Origin of the sequence: Brevibacterium sp. K11IcPPYGO002 (genome assembly GCF_050920635.1) — a bacterium.
GTDB lineage: Bacteria > Actinomycetota > Actinomycetes > Actinomycetales > Brevibacteriaceae > Brevibacterium.
This window is the reverse complement of sequence record NZ_CP131929.1, coordinates 4,018,155-4,042,350: the sequence shown is the minus strand read 5'-3', so window position 1 is coordinate 4,042,350 and position 24,196 is coordinate 4,018,155. Positions and strand designations below refer to the sequence as shown.

18 protein-coding genes are annotated in these 24,196 nt (G+C 66.1%); 9 read left to right on the top strand and 9 right to left on the bottom strand.

Features of this window, described 5'->3' with window-relative positions; genetic code table 11:
- Nucleotides 1–221 precede the first annotated feature (221 nt).
- Nucleotides 222–815: a hypothetical protein gene (locus tag QYM46_RS18450; protein ID WP_169253632.1), complete on the top strand. Its 594-nt coding sequence runs from the start codon at nt 222–224 to the stop codon at nt 813–815.
- A gap of 127 nt (nt 816–942) precedes the next feature.
- Here the strand turns inward: QYM46_RS18450 and QYM46_RS18445 are convergent, their stop codons facing one another.
- From QYM46_RS18445 to QYM46_RS18435, 3 genes are all read right to left on the bottom strand, one after another.
- On the bottom strand, nt 943–2,208 hold the full coding sequence (locus tag QYM46_RS18445; RefSeq protein ID WP_432790139.1) for a M20 family metallo-hydrolase: 1,266 nt from the start codon (nt 2,206–2,208) through the stop codon (nt 943–945).
- Nucleotides 2,209–2,331: 123 nt separating this feature from the next.
- The gene (locus tag QYM46_RS18440) at nt 2,332–4,092 is read right to left on the bottom strand and encodes a thiamine pyrophosphate-dependent enzyme (RefSeq protein WP_432790138.1); all 1,761 of its coding nucleotides are present in this window, start codon (nt 4,090–4,092) and stop codon (nt 2,332–2,334) included.
- 67 nt (nt 4,093–4,159) lie between these two features.
- Complete coding sequence (locus QYM46_RS18435; protein ID WP_169253627.1) at nt 4,160–5,491, bottom strand: MFS transporter; 1,332 nt, start codon at nt 5,489–5,491, stop codon at nt 4,160–4,162.
- A 189-nt stretch (nt 5,492–5,680) separates the two neighbouring features.
- On the opposite strand from QYM46_RS18435, the gene QYM46_RS18430 reads away from it, so the two are divergent.
- Complete coding sequence (locus QYM46_RS18430; RefSeq protein WP_432790137.1) at nt 5,681–6,895, top strand: helix-turn-helix domain-containing protein; 1,215 nt, start codon at nt 5,681–5,683, stop codon at nt 6,893–6,895.
- A gap of 141 nt (nt 6,896–7,036) precedes the next feature.
- Here QYM46_RS18430 and QYM46_RS18425 read toward each other — a convergent pair whose 3' ends face one another.
- Complete coding sequence (locus tag QYM46_RS18425) at nt 7,037–8,131, bottom strand: DUF2332 domain-containing protein (protein WP_432790136.1); 1,095 nt, start codon at nt 8,129–8,131, stop codon at nt 7,037–7,039.
- Between the two features lie 367 nt (nt 8,132–8,498).
- Here QYM46_RS18425 and QYM46_RS18420 point away from each other — a divergent pair, with 367 nt between their 5' ends.
- Nucleotides 8,499–9,860 carry an MFS transporter gene (locus QYM46_RS18420; RefSeq protein ID WP_432790135.1) on the top strand — a complete coding sequence of 454 codons (1,362 nt, stop codon included), beginning with the start codon at nt 8,499–8,501 and terminating at the stop codon, nt 9,858–9,860.
- A gap of 43 nt (nt 9,861–9,903) precedes the next feature.
- Complete coding sequence (locus QYM46_RS18415) at nt 9,904–11,340, top strand: FAD-binding oxidoreductase (protein WP_432790134.1); 1,437 nt, start codon at nt 9,904–9,906, stop codon at nt 11,338–11,340.
- A gap of 77 nt (nt 11,341–11,417) precedes the next feature.
- Here the strand turns inward: QYM46_RS18415 and QYM46_RS18410 are convergent, their stop codons facing one another.
- Entirely contained in the window at nt 11,418–12,302 is an 885-nt protein-coding gene (locus QYM46_RS18410) for a LysR family transcriptional regulator (protein WP_432790133.1), read from the bottom strand.
- An 82-nt stretch (nt 12,303–12,384) separates the two neighbouring features.
- Here QYM46_RS18410 and QYM46_RS18405 point away from each other — a divergent pair, with 82 nt between their 5' ends.
- Nucleotides 12,385–13,347: a DMT family transporter gene (locus QYM46_RS18405; protein WP_432790132.1), complete on the top strand. Its 963-nt coding sequence runs from the start codon at nt 12,385–12,387 to the stop codon at nt 13,345–13,347.
- A gap of 27 nt (nt 13,348–13,374) precedes the next feature.
- Here QYM46_RS18405 and QYM46_RS18400 read toward each other — a convergent pair whose 3' ends face one another.
- Complete coding sequence (locus tag QYM46_RS18400) at nt 13,375–14,388, bottom strand: siderophore-interacting protein (protein WP_432790131.1); 1,014 nt, start codon at nt 14,386–14,388, stop codon at nt 13,375–13,377.
- 220 nt (nt 14,389–14,608) lie between these two features.
- On the opposite strand from QYM46_RS18400, the gene QYM46_RS18395 reads away from it, so the two are divergent.
- Both QYM46_RS18395 and QYM46_RS18390 read left to right on the top strand, forming a co-directional pair.
- Entirely contained in the window at nt 14,609–15,589 is a 981-nt protein-coding gene (locus tag QYM46_RS18395) for an ABC transporter substrate-binding protein (protein ID WP_432790130.1), read from the top strand.
- 31 nt (nt 15,590–15,620) lie between these two features.
- A complete protein-coding gene (locus tag QYM46_RS18390; RefSeq protein ID WP_432790129.1) occupies nt 15,621–16,976 on the top strand; it encodes a D-serine ammonia-lyase in 1,356 nt (451 codons plus the stop codon).
- 34 nt (nt 16,977–17,010) lie between these two features.
- On the opposite strand, the gene QYM46_RS18385 is transcribed toward QYM46_RS18390, so the two are convergent.
- Nucleotides 17,011–20,115 (bottom strand): hypothetical protein, encoded by a 3,105-nt coding sequence (locus QYM46_RS18385; RefSeq protein WP_432790128.1) that lies wholly within the window; start codon nt 20,113–20,115, stop codon nt 17,011–17,013.
- A gap of 173 nt (nt 20,116–20,288) precedes the next feature.
- On the opposite strand from QYM46_RS18385, the gene QYM46_RS18380 reads away from it, so the two are divergent.
- Entirely contained in the window at nt 20,289–21,293 is a 1,005-nt protein-coding gene (locus QYM46_RS18380; protein WP_432790127.1) for a hypothetical protein, read from the top strand.
- 20 nt (nt 21,294–21,313) lie between these two features.
- On the opposite strand, the gene QYM46_RS18375 is transcribed toward QYM46_RS18380, so the two are convergent.
- Entirely contained in the window at nt 21,314–22,723 is a 1,410-nt protein-coding gene (locus QYM46_RS18375; protein WP_432790126.1) for an APC family permease, read from the bottom strand.
- 134 nt (nt 22,724–22,857) lie between these two features.
- Here QYM46_RS18375 and QYM46_RS18370 point away from each other — a divergent pair, with 134 nt between their 5' ends.
- Nucleotides 22,858–23,250, top strand: a complete 393-nt coding sequence (locus QYM46_RS18370; RefSeq protein ID WP_432790125.1) for a hypothetical protein — start codon at nt 22,858–22,860, stop codon at nt 23,248–23,250.
- Here QYM46_RS18370 and QYM46_RS18365 read toward each other — a convergent pair.
- Nucleotides 23,186–24,112: a LysR family transcriptional regulator gene (locus QYM46_RS18365; protein WP_432790124.1), complete on the bottom strand. Its 927-nt coding sequence runs from the start codon at nt 24,110–24,112 to the stop codon at nt 23,186–23,188. The two genes, QYM46_RS18370 and QYM46_RS18365, sit on opposite strands and share 65 nt — an antisense overlap.
- Nucleotides 24,113–24,196 lie beyond the last annotated feature (84 nt).

Below are 24,196 nucleotides of genomic sequence, written 5' to 3'. Positions count from 1 at the left end.
CCGTGACGATTCGTTGCGGCGAGAATAAGTCACCTCGAAGTCTCTCTGCATTGAACGGGGCCGATCGGTCCGTCAGTGTTGTGTGGGGCGATTCCACGGCACGTTCTGCATTGGTGTTCCTGTGCCGACCACAGGGCAGATGCCGCAGAACCCACCACGTGTGCCGCGCACCAGGAGTCGCCGACCGGGTCGAGGGCCCGATCAAGAGAAAGTGAGAACAGATGAAACGTGCGCGCACACTTGCGGTGACTGCACTGTCCGCCGCCGTCCTCGCCGGGGGAGTCTCCCTGGCAACGGCGACCTCGGCCTCGGCCGACCCGATCTCCGGAGGCGTCAGCCAGGAGGGTGAAGCAGCCCAGTCCGACGCCGGCTCGACCGGAGGGATCGACGACCCGGATGAGCTGAGCGAGGAGCAGATCGACAATGCGCGCACCATCATCGGCGTCGGCAAGGGCGCGGACCTGTCGGAGCAGGCACAGACGATCGCCGTGATGACCGCACTGCAGGAATCGAGCCTCAACGACCTCGACGGCGGAGACCGCGATTCCGCCGGTGCCTTCCAACAGCGTCCCTCGATGAACTGGGGATCGGCCGACGAAGTCACCGACACCGTGTACGCGTCGAAAGCCTTCTACGGGGTCGACTCCGGAACCGCCAACCCGGGACTGACCCAGATCGCCGACTGGGAGAACATCGACCCCGGTGACGCCGCACAGGAAGTGCAGCGCTCGGCCTACCCCGACGCCTACGACAAGTGGGAGCCGCTGGCGAAGAAGCTCGTCGACGAGAACCAGGACGTCGACTCCATCGACTGACGCATACTCACTGCGCCGCTGGCCCACACTGCCCGGCCCACCGACTGGTTCAAAGTGCAGGTGTCCCGCATTAGTGAGGGACGCCTGCACTTTGAACCAGTCGGTGGGAGCGTCTCCCCGCCCTCCCTCAGGCCAGTGCGCCGGCGGCGAGCCGGCGAACCACCTCGGTGAGATGATGGAGACCCGAGACGAGGTCCTCGTCCTTCGTGAATTCGGCCAGACTGTGCGAGACCCCGTCGACGCTGGGAATGAAGAGCATGACGGTGGGCACCTCGTCCTTCATGTTCGTCGAATCGTGTCCGGCCACGGTCATCACAGTCGCCGAGGTGAGTCCCAAATCATCGGCCACGGTGCGGGCCAGCTCGACTCCGTCCTCGGAGTACGGGTTCTGATCCCAGCTGTGTTCGGCGACGATCTCGATCTCCACGCGATCATCGGCGCTGACCTGGGCGATCGTGGCCATGAGCGTCTCATGGGCGGCGGCGATCACCTCGGCGCTGGGGGACCGCAGATCGAGCAGCAGGCTGACTTCGCTGGCGACGACGACCGGTGAGTTCGGGTAGACGGTGAGCTGTCCGCACGCGGTGTGGAGGGCACCCGGCTCGAAGTCGTCGACGAGCTCCCGTGCGGCCACGACCAGGCGCGCCGCACCGAGCAGAGCATCCTGTCGATCGGCCATGAGCGTCGACCCGCTGTGCGCCTGTGCGCCGGTGACCTTGAACTCGTACTTGTGCGCCGCCCACGTGGCATTGACCAGCCCGATGCTCACACCGTCCTCTTCCATGCTGCGGCCCTGCTGGACGTGGATCTCCGCATAGGAGGCGATCTCCGGGACCGTGAAGTCTCCGCGCTCTCCCAACTCATCGAGCGCCTCGGCGACGGTGACTCCCGCAGCATCACGCGTGGTCAGGGCCGCCTCCAACTCGGCCTTGCCGGTGAAGACATTGGATCCCATCATCGAGGGCTTGAACCGTGAGCCCTCTTCGTTGAACCAGTTGACCACGGCGAGGTTGAATTTCGCCTTCGACGGGTCCGCCCGCAGCTCATCGGCGATCGCGAAACACGCATGCGCCGAAGCCATCACCCCGTAGGCACCGTCGAAACGACCGGCCGTCGGCTGCGAGTCCATATGCGACCCCGTGAGCACATACGGGGCACCGGGCACGAGTTCGAGGAGCCCGAACTGATTGCCGATCGCATCCCGGTGGACGCTGAAACCGTGCTTGACGAGCAGGTCTTCGAACCATTTCCGCTGCTGACCATCGGCGGCGCTCGCCGCCTGCCGGTCGACCCCGTTCGTGCCCTCGACGGCACCGAAGCGCGAATGCACGGCCCAATCGGCGAGGAACTCGGCTTCGCGATCGGCGCTGATCAGGGAGGGTGAAACGGTCATGAGGGGTCCTTTCGAGACGGTGTCGCGGGCGGGGTGACCTGCGACGGCGGGATGGAGGGGTGCTGCGCCGGCGGTGCCGGTGTCAGGTGGAAGGTGCCCACCGCGGTGGGCACCCAGGTTTGATCAGGCGGTTTCGTCGGCGGACGGCGGCATCGTCGCCGAGTCGACGAGCACATGGATGAGGGCGGGCCCGTCGTGGGCCAAGGCCCGGTCGAGCGCGGCCGCGAAGTCCTCAGTGGCCTCGACGCGCTCGCCGTGACCGATCATTCCCGCTCCCGTCGCAGTGCCGCCTGCTCCCGGTGGAACAGAGCCGGAGACCCTCGCCGAGGCGGCCCCGGAGCTGCCGAGATCGAATGCCGACATCCACGCCGCGAAGTTCGGGTTGACCATCCGCGTGCCCGAGGGCCGCCCGGGATAGTGGTTCTCCTGGTGGGACACGATCGTGCCGTACACGCCGTTGTCGATGACGATGATGAGTGGTGAACCGCCGTGGGCGAAGGCCGTGGCGATCTCCTGCCCGTTCATGAGGAAGTCTCCATCGCCGCAGATCGCGACCGCACGACGCTCCGGGTACGCCAGGGAGGCCGCCACGGCTGCAGGAACGGCGAGGCCCATTGCTCCGTTGCGGGCTCCGACGAGGCTGGCCGGGCGCTCATGCCGGATGAACCGGTGCCCCCAGATCGTCGCATTGCCCGCCCCGTAGGTGAGGATTGCATCCCCGCCGAGGCGGTCATCGAGAATCCCGAACGCCACCCCGAGATCGACCCCGGTACGGCCCGGATTCTCCGGAGCCGCCTCGGCGTCGGGGCGGTGCGCGGCGAACCGGGACTGCACGTCGGCACGTGACTGCATCCACTCATCCGTTCGAACACCGCGCAGCTGCCCGGAAGCACGAGCGGCATCGGCATCGGTACTGGTCAGGGCACGAGTGAAGGATTCCGGGGAGGCGATGATGTGCTCATCGATGCGCCCTGCGTGCTGGGTGGCCTCCATATCGAGGGAGACGAGCACGGTTTCGGCGTCGAAGCCGATCGTGTACCCGTCGCTCAAGACATCGGACCGGGCGCAGCCGACGAAGACGACGAGGTCCGCCTCGGCGAAACCGGCCGCCACCGCATCGGCGCGACCGTAGCCGAGCCACCCCGCCCACGCCGGCGAGGAATGCGGAATCGCATCGTAGGCGCGCCAATCGCAGAAGATCGGGAACCCCGCTGAGGCGGCCAGTCGGGCCAACTCAGCTCCGCAGCCGTTGTGCCACCCATCCCCGCCGAGCACGAACACGGGACGCTTCGCGGCCGCGATCCGTGAAGCCAGCCAGTCGATGACGGCGGGGGCAGGGATCGGTGGGGCCACCTCGGCGAGGGTCGGCGTGGGGGCCTCGGTGAGACGGACGAGGACGTCTTCGGGCAGGCCGACGACGACGGGGCCGGGCCGACCGGATGCGGCGATGCGCAGGGCGTCGGCGGTGATCTCACCGGCACGGTCCTCGTCATCGATGGTGAGCACGCGCTTCGCCGTCGAGGAGAACCATTCGGGCAGGCTGAACTCCTGGAAGGATTCGCGGGACCGGTCATTGAGTGGGACGAGGCCGACGAACAGGACGAGCGCGGTCGCGTCCTGCCAAGCGGTGTGCACGGAGATCATCGCATTCGCCGCTCCGGGACCACGGGTGACCATGGCGATTCCGGGACGGCCGGTCAGCCGGGATTCGGCCAACGCCATGAACCCCGCACCGCCCTCCTGCCGGCACACGACGGTCTCGATGTTCGCGTCATACAGTCCGTCGAGGACGTCGAGGTAGGACTCGCCGGGCACCGCGTAGACGCGTTCGATGCCCGCGCTCTCCAGGGTGTCGACGATGAGGTGGCCGGCGGAACGCGACATTGGGTGTCCTTTCGAGGGTCGAACGGTGTGAGGTCCGGGGCTCCCGGCCCGGTGCTACGCTGGGTTCTCAGTGTTTGAAGCCGGGCAGGTCGACGCTCATGCGGGGTGCGACGAAGCCGGCGAAGGCCGTGAACAGGGAGAGGAAGACGAGCATCGCGGCGGCCGGCCACCAGTGGTCTCCGGCGGAGGCGACGAAGCTCGTGGCCAGCAGCGGGATGAACCCGGAGAGCATGCCTGCGGCGTTCTGCGCCATGCCCACACCCGTGTAGCGGGTGGTGGCGGGGAACAGGCCGGTGAGCACGGTGCCCGAGGCCGCGTAGGGCAGGGACAGGGTGGACACAGCCAGGGTCATGGCGATGACAACGAGGACCGGGTTGCCGGACTCGAACATGAAGAATGCGGGCACCGCGACGACCGCCGAGGCGATTCCGCCCCAGAGGATGACCTTCGAGGCACCGAATTTCGTTCCCAGGGCGCCGCCCCAGATGAGGGCTCCGATCTCGACGGCGGCGGCGACCATGCTGCCGAGCAGGAGGAGGGAGTTCGTGTACCCGAGGACGTTGACGCCGTACCAGACGCAGAAGGCGGTGACGAGGTAGAAGCCGCCGACGCCGAGCAGGGCCGCGGCCATGCCGATGATGATCTGCTTCCACGAGTCTCGGAAGGTCGTGCTGATCGGGCTCTTCTCGACCTCACCGGACTCTTCGAGCTGGCGGAAGACCGGTGACTCCTCGAGGCGGGAACGCAGGTAGACGGCGACGACGAGCAGCGGCAGGGCGATGAGGAACGGGATCCTCCAGCCAAACGAGTTGAAGTTCTCCTGTGAGAACAGCAGGGTCATGACGAAGAATCCGCCGGAGGACAGGATCGTGCCGATGGGCGAACCGATCTGCGGGATCGCCGCATAGCGGGCGCGCAGGTGCAGCGGGGCGTTCTCGACGACGAGGGTCATCGCGCCCGACCATTCGCCGCCGACGAAGAGGCCCTGGAGGATGCGCAGGAGGACGAGGAGGGCGGGAGCGGCGAATCCGATCGCCGCATAGGTCGGGAGCACACCGATGAGGCCGGTGACGACGCCGATGCCGATGATCGTGATGAGCAGGACCTTGCGGCGTCCGATCTTGTCGCCCATGCGGCCGAAGATCAGACCGCCGATGGGGCGAGCGGCCAGACCCACACCGAAGGTCGCGAAGGAGGCCAACGCAGCTGCGGTGGCGTTCTCGCTGGTGAAGTACTGGACGTTGAAGATCAGGGCGGCCGCGGCCGAGAAGAGGAAGAAGTCGTACCACTCGAGGGCGGTGCCGATCAGGGCGCCGGCGGCGACCTTGTTCGCGTCCTTGATGCTCAGCTCTGTGGTGGCGCTGAGCTCGGCGGACGCCGTGATGTTCTGCTCGCTCATGGTTCTCTCCGTCGAGTCCGGGGACCTGGGCCTGGTCGGCCGAGTCCGGGTGCGGGTGGTGCATCGGTCGATCACTGCGTTCGACCGGCAGGTATCGACCTTACAGAGTGCCACGTGTCCCGATCCAGACGCATTTGTCACCGAAAATCGGGCAGTGCTTGTGCAGATGCACATATTCTTGAGGGTGTGATGGATGAGAATAACGGATTTGTGGGCACACGACAGCTGCGGGACCGGCCGCAGCCCGGAGATGAACGGCGGTGGCTCGAGCTCCTCGACGCCCTCGATCTCGACGAGCTGACCGAGCGGTTCATGACCCGCGTGGTCACGGTCTCCGGCTACGATCCTGCCCCGATTCCGGTTTCGGAGCTGCGCCGAACCGGTCGGCTCTCCTTCTCCACCCTCATCGAGGGACTGCGGGCCGGTGGTTTCGACGGGCCTGTGGCCGTGTCGACGGAGGTTGGGGTCTCCCGGGCGCGGGCAGGCATCCCGCTCGAGGCCCTGATGACGGCGATCCGCCACGACTTCAGCGTGCTCTGGGAGGTGCTCACCCGGGTGGCGAGCCAGGACGACGCGGAGCTGGTCATCCGCCACACGGGCATCGTATTGTCGACGGTCGACGAATACGTCTCCCAGGTCCAACAGGCCTACACGGCCGAGCTCGCACGAATGCGGGCCGAGGAGTTCTCGGTGCATGCCGGCCTCATCGCCAGTCTCTTCGATGATCCGGACCCGACCGGTGAACGACTGTCGACGATCGCGACCGGGCTCGGTCTCGACGTCGACTGTCCGCTGCTCGTCATCGCCGCCACCGGCGACGACGTCCGGGCCCTGCGGGTCATCATCTCCGATCATGTCCGCGCGGGCGGTACCGTGTTCACGCACCACCTCGGCGAGGTGCTCATCGCCTTCACGCAGGTTCCAGAAGGCGCGGGCCATGTTTCCGATCCCGGCGGGGGCGGAGTCGGTCATTCGCTGGGGGCGCTCGCCGGCAAGATCGCCGAGGCGAGGGTGGGGTATGTGCGTGCCGAAGGGATCGGGGCACTGCGGCGGTCGGCGTTGACCGCGCGTGACCTCGCCGACGTCATCGCCGCTGATGAGACGTCTGCGATGACCTGGCGCAGCGGGTGGGCGCGGTTGGCCGCCCGGTCACTCAATGCCGCGGGCAACCCGATCCTCGCCGATGTCGAGTCCGCGCTTGCCGCCTGCGGTCCGGTCGAGCGAGAGCGCCTCATCGAGGCGGTGCAGGTCTATCTGGCGACGGGGAGCATCGGTGCGTCGGCTGAGCAGCTGTTCTGCCACCGCAACACTGCGGCCAATCGTCTGCGCCGTTTCGCCGACCTCACCGGCGTCGACCCGATGATCCCCGCCGAGGCGGCCCGCCTCGTCGTCGGTTGGGCGTGAGCCGCAGGGTTCCAGCGCAACAACTGCTTCAAAGTGTGTGCGCATAGCATTTGCGTTATGCGCCTGCACGTTGAGCCAGCTGGTGTGCACGTGGGCGCGAATTCGGCACCATATTGTGACTTGTTCGAAGCGGGGGACCAATCAGCGGGCCTGTGGCAGTCCGGTGAAGCTCTGCCCGTGGGGACCGGTCAGAGCGACCGCCTGGCCGTCGACGCTGAGCACGAATCGCCCGTCGGGCTCAATCCCGAGTGTCTCGAGCTGCGCGCGAGTGTCAGGGAGGACTCCGGCTCCCTCATTGCTGATCCAGACGACGTCGTCGCGTGATTGCATGAGAGCGGCGAAGCGGGCACGCGACTCAGCATCGACATAGGCGAGCACCGCACTGTGGAAGACGACCGGCTGGGCTCCGGAGGGTACTTCGGCGAGCAGGGATTCGACGGTCTCAAGCAGGTCTCCGCGGACGAGGTGCGGGGGATCGGCAGCTGCAATCGAGGCGGCGGCGAGGAGGCGCTCCCGCCTCGACTCATGCTCGGGCCAGATCAGCGACGTCAGCCATTCCCGCTGGTCAGCATCGGTGATATTGAGAGGATTGAGATCGATTCCGGCCCGCCACGCCACCTCGGGAAGGTGTTCCGGCGCCGTGGTGTTCGCCAGTTCGCATTCGAGCACGACCGGGCTGGGGCCATTGGCCGGGTCGAGCGTCACCGACTGCTCGAACTTCGCACCGGACGTCCCGGGAACAGAACGATCGGTGGTCACTGCGCCTCCGCGAGCGGTCCGATCGTCGGCTGCGGTGCGTCCGGCCGCTTCGGTGACGGTGAATCTGCAGCTGTAGCGGTCGGGATAGAGGCACAGACCCGCCGAGGCTCCGACCTCGATGAGCGCAATCGGACCGGGGATCTGCGCGAGCACCGGCAGCAGCGTCGCGCAGCGGCCCGCCTCGTTCGTCTGCGTGGACCGAGCGAGCATGAGCTCCCGAACGTCGTCCCAGTGATCGAGCAGCCACGATCGCAGCTGAACATAGGAACCCTCGCCCGCACCGAGGTGGCGCGCCGCTGCGAAGAGGAGATTGGCTTGGCGCTTCGGTCGGGGCAGTTCGAGCAGGAGCGAGATGACCTCGTCATCCGCGGCCACTCCCTCGGCCCACATGGCGTAGATCGGGGAGGTGCCGGCCGCTTCGAGGCGGGCGAACGTGCCGTAGTAGTCGCGCAGTGTCTCGGCCTCGAGCTCGGTCATCGGCTGCACTGCGGCTCCCCTTCGCAATCGGGTTGTCTGCACTCATCGTAACCGTGTCGCCGCAGCTGCACTCGCAACCGGACAGCGCAACAACTGCTTCAAAGTGTGTGCGCCCAGCATTTGCGTTAAGCGTTTGCACGTTGAACCAGCTGGTGTGCTCGTGGGCGCGGATTCGGCGCGGCGTCCCGCTATTCGGCACTTCATGTCCGATTGCTAGGCGAAGTAGGAGCGCTGTCGTAGTGTGTTGCCGTAATGCACTGGCTGCCGCGCCGATGCACCCGCAGCGAACCGCTGCCGCACGTCCGCGGCACGAGTCCGCGCCACCGCTGAGCCACCACCGTGGCCCGACCTGATCGAAGGAGATCGCATGTCATCCGAGGTGAGCCCGCGTATGAGCGGACAGACCCCCGCCGATTCGGCGCTGGAGAAGAGGACCCTGCGCAAGGTCCTCATCCGTCTCATCCCGTTCGTCATCGCGATGTACTTCATCAACTACCTCGATCGGACGAACATCGGCATCGCCGGACCGGGCGGAATGAACGAAGACCTCGCGATGAACGCGACTCAGTTCGGGTTCGCCGCAGGCGTCTTCTTCTTCGGCTACCTCATCCTCGAAGTGCCCTCGAACCTCGCTCTGCACAAGTTCGGCGCCCGCATCTGGCTGGCCCGCATCCTCATCAGCTGGGGCATCGTCGCCGCGGCCATGGCATTCGTGCCCAACCACGGCTGGCTCTACGTGCTGCGGTTCCTCCTCGGCGTCGCCGAGGCGGGGTTCTTCCCCGGTATCATCCTCTATCTCACGTACTGGTTCCCGACCTCGATGCGTGCGCGGGCCACGGCCCTGTTCATGCTCGCCATCCCACTCTCCAGCGTGGTCGGTTCGCCCCTGTCGTCGTGGCTGATCTCCAGCGGCAACTCGATCTTCGAGAACTTCGCCGGCTGGCGCTTCATGTTCATCATCGAAGGCGTGCCCGCCGTCCTCCTGGGCATCATGTGCATCTTCTACCTCACCGACCGCCCGCGGGACGCGAAGTGGTTGAGCGCCGAAGAACGCAACTGGCTGCAGTCGACGATGGACGCCGAGGAGAAGAGCAAGGAAGAGACCTTCCACTACCCGGTCCGCCGGTCCCTGCTGCAGCCACGCGTGTGGGCCCTGTCCTTCGTCTACTTCGGCATGGTCTACGGCCTCTACGCCATGAGCTTCTTCCTCCCGACGATCATCGCCGGATTCCAGGAGTCCTTCGGCGTCGAGTACTCGATCGTCGAGATCGGCCTGATCACGGCCATCCCCTATGTCTTCGGCGCCCTGGCCATGTACTTCTGGTCCCGGCACGGCGATTGCACGGGCGAGCGTGTGTGGCACGTGGCCGTCCCGCTGTTCGTCGGGGGAGTGGCGATTCCCATCGCCCTCTACCTGTCCTCACCGTTCACAACGATGATCGCCGTGACGATCACCTGCATGGCGATCTGCGCCGCCCTGCCGACGTTCTGGCCGCTGCCGCAGACCTTCCTCGCCGGTGCCGGTGCCGCCGCGGGACTCGCACTCATCAACTCGCTCGGCAACTCCGCGGGCTTCTTCGCCCCCTACATCACCGGCTGGCTGGCCGACCTCACCGGCACCCAGAACGCGGGCATGTGGGTCGTCGGCGCGGCCATGGTCGCCGCCGGCATCGTCACCCTCATCCTCCGGGCCGCGCCCGCCCCCGATAACCTGGACGTGATGAAGTAACGGCCCGCCGTCTGTCTTCGACCGACCGATCCGAGGAGCAGAATTGACGACCCCGACGTCCATAGCACCCGACTTTCCCGCCCTCGACCCGGCTGCGCTCGATGAGCTTGCCGCACGACTGAGCCCGGGTGCGCTGACGACTGACCCGGATGTCATCGACGCCCACTCCAGCGACGAAGCCCTGTTCTGCCCACGCGAGGGGGCGATCGCCCTGGTCAGGGCCACCTCGGCGGAAGACGTCCAAGAGGTCATGGCCTTCGCCAGTGCACATCGGGTGCCGGTCGTCCCGCAGGGGGCGAGGTCCGGGATCTCGGGAGGCGCGAACGCCTCACCGGGAGCGATCCTGCTCAATGTGTCGAAGATGAACGACGTTGTGGCCGTCAACGAGGCAGAACGCCTCATCACCGTCCAACCGGGCATCATCAACCAGGACCTCAAGGACCACCTCGCTCAGTTCGGACTGTCCTACCCGCCGGATCCCGGATCGGTGGCACTGTCATCGATCGGCGGGAACATCGCAACGAATGCCGGCGGACTCTGCTGCGTCAAATACGGTGTGACCAGGGACTATGTCCGATCGCTCACAGTCGTACTCGCCGACGGGACCATCACCACGCTCGGCCCGCAGACGGCCAAGGGTGTGGCCGGACTCGATATGCGCCATCTCTTCATCGGCTCCGAAGGCACCCTGGGCATCGTCGTCGAAGCGACGCTGCGCCTCGTGCCCGCCCTGCCCGAGCCGTTCACCGCGATCGCGACGTTCCCGGATGAGCGCAGCGGACTGCAGACCGTCGCCGATTTCATGGCCGGCGGCGGGGTGCCGAGCTTATTCGAATTCCTCGACGGGGCCAGCCTGCGCATGCTCAACGACTACGGCGACTTCGGCCTCGACGGCGATGCCGGTTCGATGCTCATCATGCAGGTCGACGACAACCCGACCGATGCGGAAGCCGCGATGGCGACCTTCACCGAGGTGGCCGAACGCTGCGGCGCCCTCGACGTTGCGTACTCGGACGATCCGAGCGACTCGGCGGCCCTCATCACCGCGCGGCGGATGATCCAACCGGCCTACGAGAAGTTCGCGGGCGCTCACGGCGGCGGTCAGCTGCTCGACGATGTGTGCCTGCCGCGCACCGCCGTGCCCGAATTCTGTGACCGGCTCACCGAACTGCGGTCATCATCCGGACTCGAGATCGCCCTCGTCGCCCACGCCGGCGACGGCAATATGCACCCCTCCATCTTCTTCGACTCGTCCGATGCGGGGGAGACCGCGAAGGCCGAAGAAGTGTTCGCAGAGATCATGCGCATCGGCATCGACCTCGGCGGGACGATCACCGGTGAGCACGGGGTCGGGTTCCTCAAACGCGCGTGGCTGCCGAACGAACTCGACGAAGGATCACGACGGATCCAGCTGGCCGTGAAGAACGCGCTCGACCCGCTGGGCATCCTCAACCCCGGAAAGATGCTCGCCGAGATCTGAGGGAGGCCGAGCCCTCGGACAAAGGGTGCACACGTCGCTTCGGCATGCCCGGAAGGCAGGGCAGAGCCGTCCTCTCGTCAGCTGGTGGCGAGCTCGCGCAGGGCTGTGACCGCATCCTCGATGAGTTCCTGCTGCGGGTGGCCCGGATCGCAGATCGCGTGGATGAAGCGGATCGGTTCGGGCGCTGTCAGCCGGATGATGGCCACCCCGGGAGGCAGGGGTTCGACACCGAGCCGCGGGAGAATCGTCAGACCCAAGCCCCGACTGACCATGTGCAGCGCCGTGACGAAGCTGTGCGCTTCATGTTTGAAGTGCACTCTCACTCCTGCACGGGAGCAGGCATCGAAGAGGATCTTTCGGCACGGGCCGTCCGCCGTGTCATTGTCGATCCAGGGGTGACTCTCCAATTCGCCGAGACTCACTTCCTCACGAGATGACAGCGGGTGGTCCTCAGGAACGGCGACGACATAGGGATCCTCGGTGAGGAAATGACTCTTCACCTGCTGCGGAAACTCAGGGTTCTTCGTCTCCGAGATCACCACGTGCAGATCGGAGGGGAACTCGGTCCAGGGGCCCTCAGCCAGATTGAGCTGCACCGTGACATCGGGATGACGGTTCTCGAGGTAGGCAACGAGTTCCGGCAGCCACCGAGTTCCCGCCGTCGCGAAGTACCCGATCGACAGGTACCCGATTCGATTCTCATGCAGGTCGGCGATGCATTGGCCCAAGCGTCCGGAGCTCTCGAGCACGGAGTCGACGTCGGGCATGATCGCCGATCCGGTGTCGGTCAGGCACAGACCGCGTCCCTGTCGCTGAAACAGAGTCAGCCCCGTCTCTTGTTCGAGAAGTTTGAGGTGATGGCTGACCGCGGACGGGGAGAGCCCGAGATGCTGCGCGGCGGATCGGACGGACCCGGTGAGGGCGACCGATTTGAACGACTTCAGGTGAGCGACGGTGTACACAGATGAACCGTACGCACGTCGTGGACAGTTGTGCAATAGTGTGCGCTTTTCTTTCACAGTCAGGAGACGAATAATCGTGCCTATGAACAGATCAGCCCTCAGCATGCGAGTCGCGAGTCCGAATCCCCGCCTGACGACAGCTCCTCGTCTTCTCCCGTGGATTGCCGCCCTGCTCACCATGACCTTCTGGGCGTCGTCCTTCGTCGTCATCCGCGACGCCGGCGAATTCTTCTCTCCTGGTCCGATGGCGCTGCTGCGGGGCGCGTCCGCAGCCGTGGTGCTCTCCGCCTGGATGCTCTTCCGTCGTCCGCGGTTCCCTTCCGGCAAGGTCGTCTGGCTGATTCTCGTCCTCTGGGGCATCGCCTGGTTCTCTGCCTATGTCGTCGTCCTCAACGCGGCGGAACGGTCGATCGATGCCGGAACCGCCTCGATGATCGTCAATATCGCACCGCTGATCATCGCCGTCTTCGCCGGTCTCGTCTTCGGAGAAGGGCTGCCGAAGCGCCTGCTCATCGGCATCATCGTCTCTCTGCTCGGAATCGGGCTGATCACGGCCGCCAGCTTCACCGGCTTCTTCACTGTCGGCGGCCTTGTCCTCAGCCTCGTCGCCGCAGTGCTCTACGCCTCCTGCGTGCTGCTGCAGAAGCATTTCCTATCCGGGGAGGATTCGGTGACCGTGACCTGGATGGGAATCCTCGTCGGTGCGCTGGTCAGTCTCGTCTTCGCTCCCGGCCTCATCGACGAGGTGGCCGCGGCGCCGATCGGCATCACGCTTCAGATCATCTACCTGGGGGTCGTACCGACCGCCATCGCCTTCAACCTCTGGGGATATGCGCTGAAATCTCTGCCGGCGGGTCTGCTCAGCTCTTCGAGTCTCCTCGTCCCCGCCATCGTCGTCGTGATGGCCTGGGTCGTTCTCGGAGAGGTCCCGCCTCCGCTGGCCGCAGTCGGCGGAGTGCTGTGCCTGGCCGGCGCGGCTGCCGCGATCGGGCCGCAGATCATCGGAGCTCTGCGACGCTCGCCGGGTCAGCCCAGCAGGGTCTGAGAGTTCAGTCGGGCAGGGTCTGAGGGCTCAGCCCTCGGCCTTGCCCTGACGCCAGTAGCCCATGAACGCGATCTGCTTGCGGTCGACTCCGACTTCCTGGACGAGGTAGCGGCGCAGACGCTTGACCGGTCCGGCCTCTCCGGCGATCCAGGCATAGAAGGGGCGGTCGTCCTTGTCCGTGGCACTCGAACTGCCCTGAGCCGCCTCGGTGAGGGCTGCGGGAACATCCCAGAGGATCTCTTCGTCGATGTTGACATCGTCGAGATCCCGGACCTGACCACTCAGACCGCCGGTCGACCCCGCCGCTCCGGCCCCGACGGGGGTCCGGGTCTCCGCACGCACCGCCTCGCGGACGGCAGGTTCGAGCAGCTGACCGAAGTCGGCCTGCCCGCGCGGCAGCCATTCGACCTCGAAGCCGGTGGGAATGGTCATGTCGATGATGTCCTCGGCGCTCGGGACCTCGAGAACGGCCTTGCCCTGCGCCTGGCTGTCCTTGAGCGAATCGAGGATCGAGGCGATGGCGGGCACAGCGGTCTCGTCGCCGGCGAGGAGGATCTGGTGGGCATCTCCCGGGGCGAACTCGATCCCGGCGCACGGAGTCTCCGAGGCACGGGAGGGACCGATGATATGGAGGCGGTGCCCCACCTCGGCGGCTTCGGCCCACTCGGCTGCCGGGCCCGAATGACCATGCTCATCGGTGTGGAGGACCATGTCGATGACGAGTCTGCGCTCGGCATCGTTCCATTCGCGCACGGTGTAGGTGCGCATCGCTCCGCGCACGTCGGGGCTGACCTGCAGCCAGGCCTGGTACCAGGACACTCCAGCGGCTTCCTGCTCGGTGAGGAATCCCGGCAGATCGAACTGCGGCGCAGCGGCACGCTGAGGAGGGATGACGAGTTTGATCCGCAGGTCACGAGGGTGGGTGTTCGGGCCGAATTCCCCGAGTCCCGCACCCCCGAAAGTCACCCGACGGAAGGACGGGCTGAGGTTGTCGACGGCGAGGACCTCTGCTTCGAAGGCACCGATGGGGGCTCGTGACACTGATTCTCCTTCGCCTCCCACGACCGCGCGGTCGTGAGGGCGTCCCCGCGGGGACGCGTTGTGTTCGTGTGTGCAGCTGTCGTGGATACGTCAACATCCGCAACGCTACTCTACTCTAATTTAGTAAGGCTAGCCTTTCCAAATAGTGCTACGGTGGTCCCGGCGTCACTACAGGCGCACCAGTTCCGTCCCTGCGGGGACGCCCACCGAAAGGCTCTCGATGCGTCGTCGTCAGCTCCTTGCCCTGTCCGTTCTCGCCCCGTTCGCCTTCGTCGGCTGCCGCGGCGAAGCCGATGGCGATGCGGGTGACGGCGCGTCTGGCACTGCGGGCAGCAACCCGAACTTCACGTATTCGCCCGAAGGCTATGACGGGCTGACGATCGAACTCGACCGTCCGGCGAAGCGCATCGCCGCGGACTTCTATTCGGCAGCCGGTCTCGCGCAGTACGGAATCACGCCGGTCGCGGTCTTCGGGTTCGGACAGAACGAGTCCCCGGGAAAGTCCTTCGACTCGGAAGGAGTCGAGGTCGTCGGCACCGATATGGAACTCGATATCGAGGCCCTCGCGGTTGCCGAGCCGGACATCCTCGTCGCCTACGGCAATGAAGCCGGCGACGGGTGGACCTGGTGGGACGAGAAGGTGAAAAGCCAGGTCAGCGAGCTCGTGCCGTTCGTCCCGGTCAAACTCGGCGGGCAGGGCCCCGACGCGATGTTCGCTCAGTACGCGGCCATCGCCGAGGCGCTGGGCAAGGACACAGACACCGGCGCCATCGCGGACAAGCGGAAGGCCTTCGACGACGCTCGGGCACGCATCCGCAGCGTGGCGAAGAAGCAGGACCAGCTGACAGTGTTGCTGGCGAACTTCACCGCGGAGATCAACTACACCTCGAACTCCCTGGGCGTCGCCGAGATGCTCAACGAGGACGGGCTCACCCTCGTCGGCCCCGACGCTAAGGGAGAGAGCAGTTGGGCAGAAGTCTCCTGGGAGAAGATGTCGGACTACCCGGCCGACGTCGTCCTCGTCCACGACGCCTCGACCGACTACGAGGACAACCCGGTGTACAAGAGCCTGCCCGCGGTCAAGGAGGACCAGCTCGGCACCTGGGACGATAAACGCGCCTACACTTATGACGGCTACGCGAAATGGCTGAACGAACTCGCCGACGTCCTCGAACCCGCGAAGAAGATCGTCAAGAGCTGAGGCCCGCACCCCGCCGGGCTACGATCGGTGCATGACCGACCTGACTGACGAACTCAGCACCGACGAGATCATCCGGTCCCTGGCCTCGGGTGCTCCGACCACGTGGCTCCGCTCCACCTCCACCGAGGCGGCCCTGCCCGACCTCGGCGACGTGATGGATTCCGCGGCGGCCCGGTTCGACCGCTTCGCGCCCTGGTTCGCCGAGACCTTCCCGGAGACGGCGACCGTTCCGGCCGAGCTCGCATCAGCGTTCCCGGAGGCAGACGGCGGGTTGATCGAATCGGCTCTGGTTCCGGCGCCTGCGGCGCAGCACCGCCTCGACGGTCTGTTCGGATCCGAGCTGGGCGGACGGCTGTGGCTCAAACGTGACGACTGTCTGCCGGTGAGCGGGTCGATCAAGGCCCGCGGCGGCTTCCACGAGGTGCTCGAATTCGCCGAGGCGGTCGCCGCCGACCATGGACTCGACGCTCATGATCCCGCCACCTATTCGAATCGTGAGTTTCGTGAGATCGCCGCGAACCACCGCATCGTCGTGGGCTCGACTGGGAACCTCGGGCTGTCGATCGGGATCCTGAGCGCTCGCCTCGGCTTCGCCGCCTCGGTGCATATGTCCGCCGACGCCCGGGAATGGAAGAAGACGATGCTGCGCGACCACGGGGTCGACGTCATCGAACATGCCGGTGACTTCGTCGAGGCCGTCGAGGCCGGCCGTGCCTCGGCCGAGGCAGCCGAGAACACGCACTTCGTCGACGACGAGGACTCGGTGAGCCTCTTCGCCGGATATTCGGTGGCTGCCCTGCGGCTGGAGCGCCAGTTCGCGGCCGCAGGCGTCACCATCGACGAGCAGAATCCGCTCACCGTCTATCTGCCGTGCGGCATAGGCGGCGGTCCCGGGGGAGTGACCTTCGGGCTCAAGCGGGTGTTCGGCACTGCGGTGCGCTGCGTCTTCGTCGAACCGAGCCAGGCACCGGCGATGTTCCTCGGCGTGCGCACCGGTCGGCACAGCGACATCTCCGTGCAGGACATCGGGTTGTCCGGAGCCACTGCCGCCGACGGACTGGCGGTCGCCCGCCCGTCACGCTTCATCGGACCGACGATCGGGCCGCTCATCTCCGGGTTCGCCGCGGTCCCCGACGAGGTCATCCGGGCAGGAGTCGGCGTGCTCCATGAGACCGAAGGCATCGATGTCGAACCCTCTGCGACCGCCGGGCTGACCATTCCGTGGCGGACGGGTGACGCGGCGGCTCAGTCCCCGACCGGCGTCCACCTCGTGTGGCTCACCGGTGGGGCGATGGTCCCCGCCGACGAACGCGCCGCCTACGTCGACGAAGGACTGGGGCTCGTGGACCGGATCAGCAGCACCGCCTCGACGATCTTCATCGACTGAACGGCGTGCCCTGGGCCGGGTCACGCTGCCTCGGTCACCAGTTCCAGGGGTCGTCGCTGACGGTGATGACGATCTTGCCGTCGACGATCTCTGCCGTGCCGTTGAGGTCGAAGGTCACGGTGTCATCGAAGGGCTCGGACTCGTCGAACATGTCGTAGCTGCCGGTCACGAGCGCCTCGCCGGAGGTGTTCGAGGAGATCAGCCACGCCGGACCGCCGTTCGGGCCGGTCGCGTCCTCGGGGTTCGAATACTGGTCGGCGCCCATGGAGTCATCGGCGACGGTGACCGTCGGATATGACGAGATCGACCAGGTGAGGCCGGTGGCGTCATAGCTGTCGGCCAGAGAGGATCCGAACGGACACCCGTCGGGCTGGGCGACTGTCTTCTTCGCGCAGCTGTCGATGAGGGTCTTGACCTGTTTGTCGACCTCGCTGCGGAACGCGTCCGAGGGATGGGCGGCGAGCAGCGGCGTGTCCTCACCCTCCATGTTCGCGTCATCGCCGAGGAAGGCCCGCACCTCGACCGCGTCCGCGGTGATGAGATCGGACTTCTCGGCCAGGTCGATCGTGTAGAGACCGGGGAAGGCCGGCAGGGACAGTGTCGACCCGTCGCTGTCGACGTCGGTTCCGTTGACCTTGACCTTCTTGAGGCCGGGAGTATCGACGGTGAGAGTGAGCAGGTCGGGACTCTTGAGCGCCCAGTCGTCGAAGAACACCGCCTTCTTTCCGGCTTTGTGCAGGGTCAGGGTGCTGTTGCCCTTGGAGCCGCCGACGTCATAGGTGACTGCGACCGTCGCCGTGTCTCCGGAGATCTCGGCATCCTCGACGGTGACATCGTCGGGCAGCGCCTTGGAGCCGCCGAGGACATCGTTGGTCAGCAGGGTTCGTGCTTCCTGCGGAACGTCGACGTCGGCGACCTCGAGGGCACCCTCGGCGTCGCCGTCGGAGAGCTCTGAGAAGTACTTCTCCACCGTCGCTTCGGGGCCGAACATGTGTCCGTTGAGTTGGGTGACGACGATGAGTGCGGCCACGAGGAGGAGGACAGCACCTCCGGCGACGACCGATACGAGCGTCGTCTTCCTCTTGTCGAAGGGTTTGGCCGGGCCCGCATACGGCTGCGCGGCGTACATTCCCTGCGGAGCCGAGTATGACTGCTGCCCGGCCGAACCCTGCGGGGCCGAATAGGCCGGCTGACCGGCGGCGCCCTGCGGATAGGCATAGGGCTGCTGGTCGGACGGTGCCGGATGCTGCTGCGGACCGACCGGATCCGAGAACTGCTGCGGACCCTGCTGTGGATGGGGCGGTTGGCCCTGCGAGTCGAACGTATTCGGCGATGCGGGCGGACTCTGATAGCCGGCAGGTCCCTGTGGTCCGAACCCGCCCGCCCCGTATGGCCCGACCTCGCCGGGTCCGGGGGCGACCGGCGGTGGCGTCGGGGCGGCGGCTCGAGCCAGATCGGGATGGACGAATGCGAACTGCGGTTCGCTCATGCCCAGGTACGGTCCCCAGTGCGGGTGCACAGTCCGTCCGGCGGTGATCCGTGCCACGGCGGGGAAGGTGAGGGCGAGCCGCGGGCCGAGGGTGCGCGAAAGCACCTCGATGATCCCGCCCCAGAGGGCGAAGATGAGGAACGTCCAGGCCAGAGGGCCGATCCCGGCACGGGCCGCACCGGATCCGCCGAAGAACATGGCCGCCTCGGCGGATCCGGACATCGACAGGTTCGCGGGGATGGCCAGCAGTGACAGCAGACCCCAGACGAGGCAGAACGCCACCGGCAGCTTCCACGCACTCGACCACTGCTGCTTGTCCTGCTCGATCACGGTCCAGGCCGGACGCCGGGTGACGGTGGCGACGATCGTCGCGATCAGCACCGCGGCCGCGACGACGAGCAGGCCCAGCCACAGCAGGTCGGGTGCCTCGCGGCTGAACAGGGTGAGGCTCTCGGAGAAGGTGTCAGAATAGGCGCCCAGGTCGCCCTGGGCGGTGGCGCTGATTCCGCCGAGGTGGGTCAGGGACGTGAGGATGAGGCCCATGTTGACGAACGTCAGCGGCACCAGCTGGCCCGGCATCTCGACGGACAGCGGCAGGACGAAGAGCGCGACGATCGAGAACACGGCTACGGTGAGGGCGAGGTGGATCCAGGTCACCAGCAGAGGTGGGACTGCCCAGCGCAGGAATGGTGCACCGATCGCCTCGGTGCCCTTGAAATGCCCGGCGACACGGCCGGCGATGCTCGTGATGAGGATGACGAGCAGGGGCAGGAAGAACGATCGGACGGTGACCGCCGAGACGGTGAAGGTAAACGATCCTTCCTCTTCGAAGGCGGAGGCGCGGGCGGCGAAGATGACCTGGAGGAGGAAGAGCACGAGCGTCATCGCCAGGGTAGCGACCCCGATGCGGATCCACGTGGACACCCGGTTGGGCGCGGGGGAGCGGCGTTCGCTCAATTTCGTCATCCACCACAGCAGACCCACGGTGACGATGGTGACCACCAAGGGTGCGCCGGTCGTGAAGATGCCCAATTGGGCGTTGAAGCTGTCAGGGGCATTGATGTCCAGGCGCAGCGCGGCCGAACCGAACAGTGACAGAGCCATGAGCATGAACGGCAGGGCGTAGTTGAGGCTGTCGAGGTTGAGGCCGGTCTCCTCGGTCAGAGAGCCGAACTCCGACATCGACGTGAGGATGACGGTGAGGATGATGGAGACGATGATGCCGCCGAGGAGGGCGATCCCCGGCGGGATCAGCGCCGTCTTCCAGGTCGCTCCCTTTGCCAGCGCCGAGGCGAATTTCGACTTCGGGGCATTCGCCGGGTAGCCCGGTGGCGCAGGGTAGGGCATAGGGCCGGATTGGAAGGGGCTCTGCTGGTGAGGGGCGTGCTGGTCGGGGGCGTGCTGATAGGGCACCTGCTGGTAGGGGTCTTGTCGGTATGGGTCGATGGTCTGCTCGGTGGTGGGTGTGCCATTTTCCGGCGGCGCCCAGCGAGCAGTCTCGTCGGTGGCCTCATCATCCTGAGGTGCGGGATCATCCGAGGTCTCGGCCGCGTCCGGAACCTCGTCTTCGGGGCTCTCCTGGTCCTCGGCGGTCTGATCCTTCGGATCCTCGGCGGCGGTCGGTGTCGTCTCGTCGGATTCGTCGTGCATACCCAGTCCTCAAGTGCAGTTGCCCGACAGCTCCGCAATGTAATTCAAATCGAAACAATCCACTGAGCAGATCAAGCATGTGTAGTTCACAACTTATATTAGGCTGTTAATGCAAGAGAAGTTCTCTATTAGGACTTTTTCTGAAATACGGCGTGATCGATCTGGAGTTGCGGATGAGTACGAACCCTCCCGGGCGCGGGGATGAGAACGAATGGGACGTCAACGACCGGTCGGGAAGCCAATGGTCCTCGCAGCCCGGAACCCAGCCGGGATCCCTGCCGAATCCGCAGTCAGGACCTCAGGCGGGCAACGGTTGGGGCACCCCTCCACCGCCTCCGCAGTCACCTCAGCCGCAGCGCCCCTATATCCAGACCCCGCACTCGCAGAGCGGCCCGCCTCATCGCAGCGGTCAGCCTCCTCACCAGCAGAGCGGACCCTCCCCGGCTCAGGGCGCCCAGCCTTTCCCCGGCGGCTACGCGGCCGCCAATGGAATGCCTCCACAGTCCGGCCAAGCTGCATACCAGCAACAGCCCTACGGCTACGGTCCGGGACCGTATCAGCAGGCCGGACCGCCAGCGCAGAAGAAGCGCGGCGGAATGATTGCCCTCTTCGCCGTCATCGTGATCGTTCTCGGTGTGGGCATCGGATGGGGTGCGGCGAAATTCTTCTCGAAAGATCCCGAGGACTCCGCCACCGTCGCCTCCACCGACGAACCGACGAACGCTGCCAGCGATGACGGTTCGGCTGCGGCCAGCAATTCACCCGAACCCACGGAGACCGAATCGGCGCTGCCCGACGACCCGAAGGAGGCACTCAAACAGCTCGCCGACTCCGACGGACAGACAGCGAAGAGCGAACTCAACGGCAAATGGGTGCCGCAGCTGAGTTCGAAGAAGGTCGGCCTCGAAGCCGAGGGAAAGACCTGGGACGAAGAAGCGATCCTCGAAGAATTCGAAGGGCTGCGCGAAGAGTTTCCCCGCGTGAAGCTCATCTGGTCCGGCGATTTCAGCAGCTTCAAAGAAGACAACTTCTGGGTCACCGTCGTCGGCATCGGCTACGACGACCCTGATGATGCTCTGTCCTGGTGCTCATCGCATGGCCTCGGCCCCGACAGCTGCTACGCCAAACAGCTCAACACCTCCGGCGGCCACGACGGAACGACCCGCCTGCAGGACTGACGGACTCTCGCCGAGGCGGCTCAACCGTGGATTCGCCGCCGATTGTTCACCGCGAACACCGCAATGCCGATGACGAGCCAGATCGCGCCGACGACCAGGGCCAGAGGATTCGCGCTGACGAGCACGGCGATGAGCAGTCCGGCGCCGATGATCGGAATGACGCCGTGATTGACCCAGTTCGGAGTCTCGCTGCCCTGCCTCTTCACGAGGAAGTAGCCGACCACCGAGGCCTGAAGGAAGATGAACGCCGTCAGCGCGCCGACGTTGACGATCGAGGTCAGCTGGTCGAGGCCATCGGCACGGGTCGCCGCCCACCCGGCCACGATGACATTGCCGCCGGCGGCCACGAGGATCCCCTTCCACGGGACACCGGTCTTCGGGGCCACCTCGGCGAGGAATTTCGGCACCTGACGCGACCGTCCCATGTCCATGAGGATGCGGGAGCCGGCGGCCTGACCGATCATCGCGGAGAACGCTGCGCCCACGGCCTTCGCCAGGGCGAGCAGCCAGTGCAGCCACGATCCCAGCGTCGAATCGACGGCTTCGTAGTAAGCGGCTCCCTCGAGCGCGGGATCGGCCTGCAGCTCCGCCGGGGTCAACGGTGAGAGCAGACTGCCCACCCAGGTCTGCGCGACGAAGAAGACGCCGGCCAATACGAGGCAGATCAGCGTGGCCCGGCCGACGATCCGCGGCCCGCCATTGGCCTCCTCGGAGAACGTCGCAAGCGAATCGAAGCCGAGATACGACAGCACGGCTACGGACACGGCCGCGAGCACCGCAGTCACGGAGAACGCATCGACCCCGGTCAGCGGGGTCAGCCATCCCCGCGTCGGCCCATGCTGGATGAGGTATGCGATGCCGAGGACGAGGACCAGGGCGAGGACGGCCACCTCGGCGAGGACGACCCCGGTGATCACCCGGGAGGCGACCTTGACCCCGGCGAGGTTGAGCCCGGTGGTCAGCACGACGGCGACGGCCACGAACACCCAGACAGGCAGGGCCGGGAAGATCGAGTTCAGCGCGATCCCGGTGAACAGATAGGCGACCGAGGGGATGAAGAGATAGTCGAGGAGGATCATCCACCCGGCGACGAAGCCGGCCGGTTTCCCGATTCCCGCCGAGGCGTAGGCGAAGACCGTGCCCGCGCGGGGGACCTCCCGTGACATGCGCATATAGCTGACCGCGGTGAAGGCCATGACGATCGTGGCGACGATATAGACCAACGCCACGGCCCCACCCGACCGGGCATCGAGAGTGCCGAACACCCCGACGGCGGCCGCCGGGCCGATGAAGACGAGACCGAAGAAGACGAGTTCGCTCAGCCCGATCGTGCGTTTGAGCGTCCCACCTCGCGCCGAGGCGGCCGTGCCCCCGGGTGCGGAAGTGTGAGTTTCGTTGTCGACCTGGTTGGACCGATCGTCGGCGGTCATATCGTCCATCGTGGTGCCCGTCTTTCGAAGTCTGTGCTTCAACTCTACGCGCAGGTCATGGCGTGGTTTCGAGTCCCCGATAGGATCGGAGGTTTCGAGTCCCGATAGGATCGGAAGAGACGAAGGAGGCCCGGATGACGTATCACCCGCAGATGATCCAGCCCGGTGGGTTTCCGCCGCAGGGCGTGCCTGCGAAGAAACCGTCCGTCGTGCCGGGAATCCTCCTCATCATCGCCGGAGTCCTCGGACTCGGCGTGGGGCTGTGCATCCTCGTCATCCCGATGTTCCTGTTCCTCCTCGGAGGTGGCGGCAACGTCGACGCCTTCGATGATTTCGCCTCCGGTTTCTACACCACCGGATTCGCTGTGGTCGGCGTATCCGTTCTGGTGCTGATCGCCGGGATCGTCCTCACCACAGTCGTCGCGAGGAAGCGAGGCCGAATGCGACCGCAGGTCTGGATGGTCAGGCCCCCTGGCGGGCCGCCGTTTCAGCAGACTCCCGGAGGACCTCCAATGCCGAGGCGATGATCGGCTGAGCGCCCGAACCGCGGCGGATGCCCGAGAGGATCTTCCGCGACGGCACCGGATCACCGCGCAACGGCACACGCACCACATCGAAGCCGTCCGGCAGGCGTGCCAGGCGAGGAATGAGCGCGACCCCGAGCCCCGCCGAGACCAACGATGCCCCCGTCTCCCACTCGCGTGACTGGTGTGCCTGTTCCGGCTGGAAGCCGGCCGCCGCGCACGCCGTGCGCACCAGGCGGTGATACGGCGAACCCGCCCGATCGAGGATCCAGGATTCTTCGGCCGCCTCGCTCAACGCCACCGCCGACTTCTCTGCCAGACGGTGTCCCACGGGAACCAGCAGATCGAGGCGATCGCTGAATAGCGCCGACTGCTCGAAACGAGGATCGCTGCGTGGTGGCAGCGGGTCGGTGGCCACGACTACGGCGACATCGGCGTGGTCGGAGACGAGGAGGTCGAAGCACTCCTCGGGATCGGCTTCGATGATCGTGACCTCGGCGCCCGGGAACCGCTCCATCACCGTCAGGGCAGTCGGGGGAAGCAGAGCGGCCGCGGCAGTGGAGAATCCGCACAGACGCAGCCGCCTGGTGCGTGTGTCGAGACCGGAATCGAGACCGTCGAGCTCACCGCGGATCTCCTCCCACCGGGTGAAGAGCTCCTGCGAGCGTTCGAGGAGGAGCTGACCGGCACGAGTGAGGACGAGGCCGCGGCCGCGCGGTTCGACGACACGCACACCGAGATCCTTCGATAAGCCTCTGAGCTGGTGCGATACGGCCGAAGGGGTGTATCCGAGGCGGTGTGCCGCCTCGGTGAGGGTGCCGACTTCGGCAAGGACCCGAAGGACGTGGAGACGCGGATCGATCATGCAATAGTATTGCACGTTTCGGATGAAGAAGATTCGCTTTTCTTCAGCATACCTCTGGCGGACACTGGGGGCAGGAGCACGAAC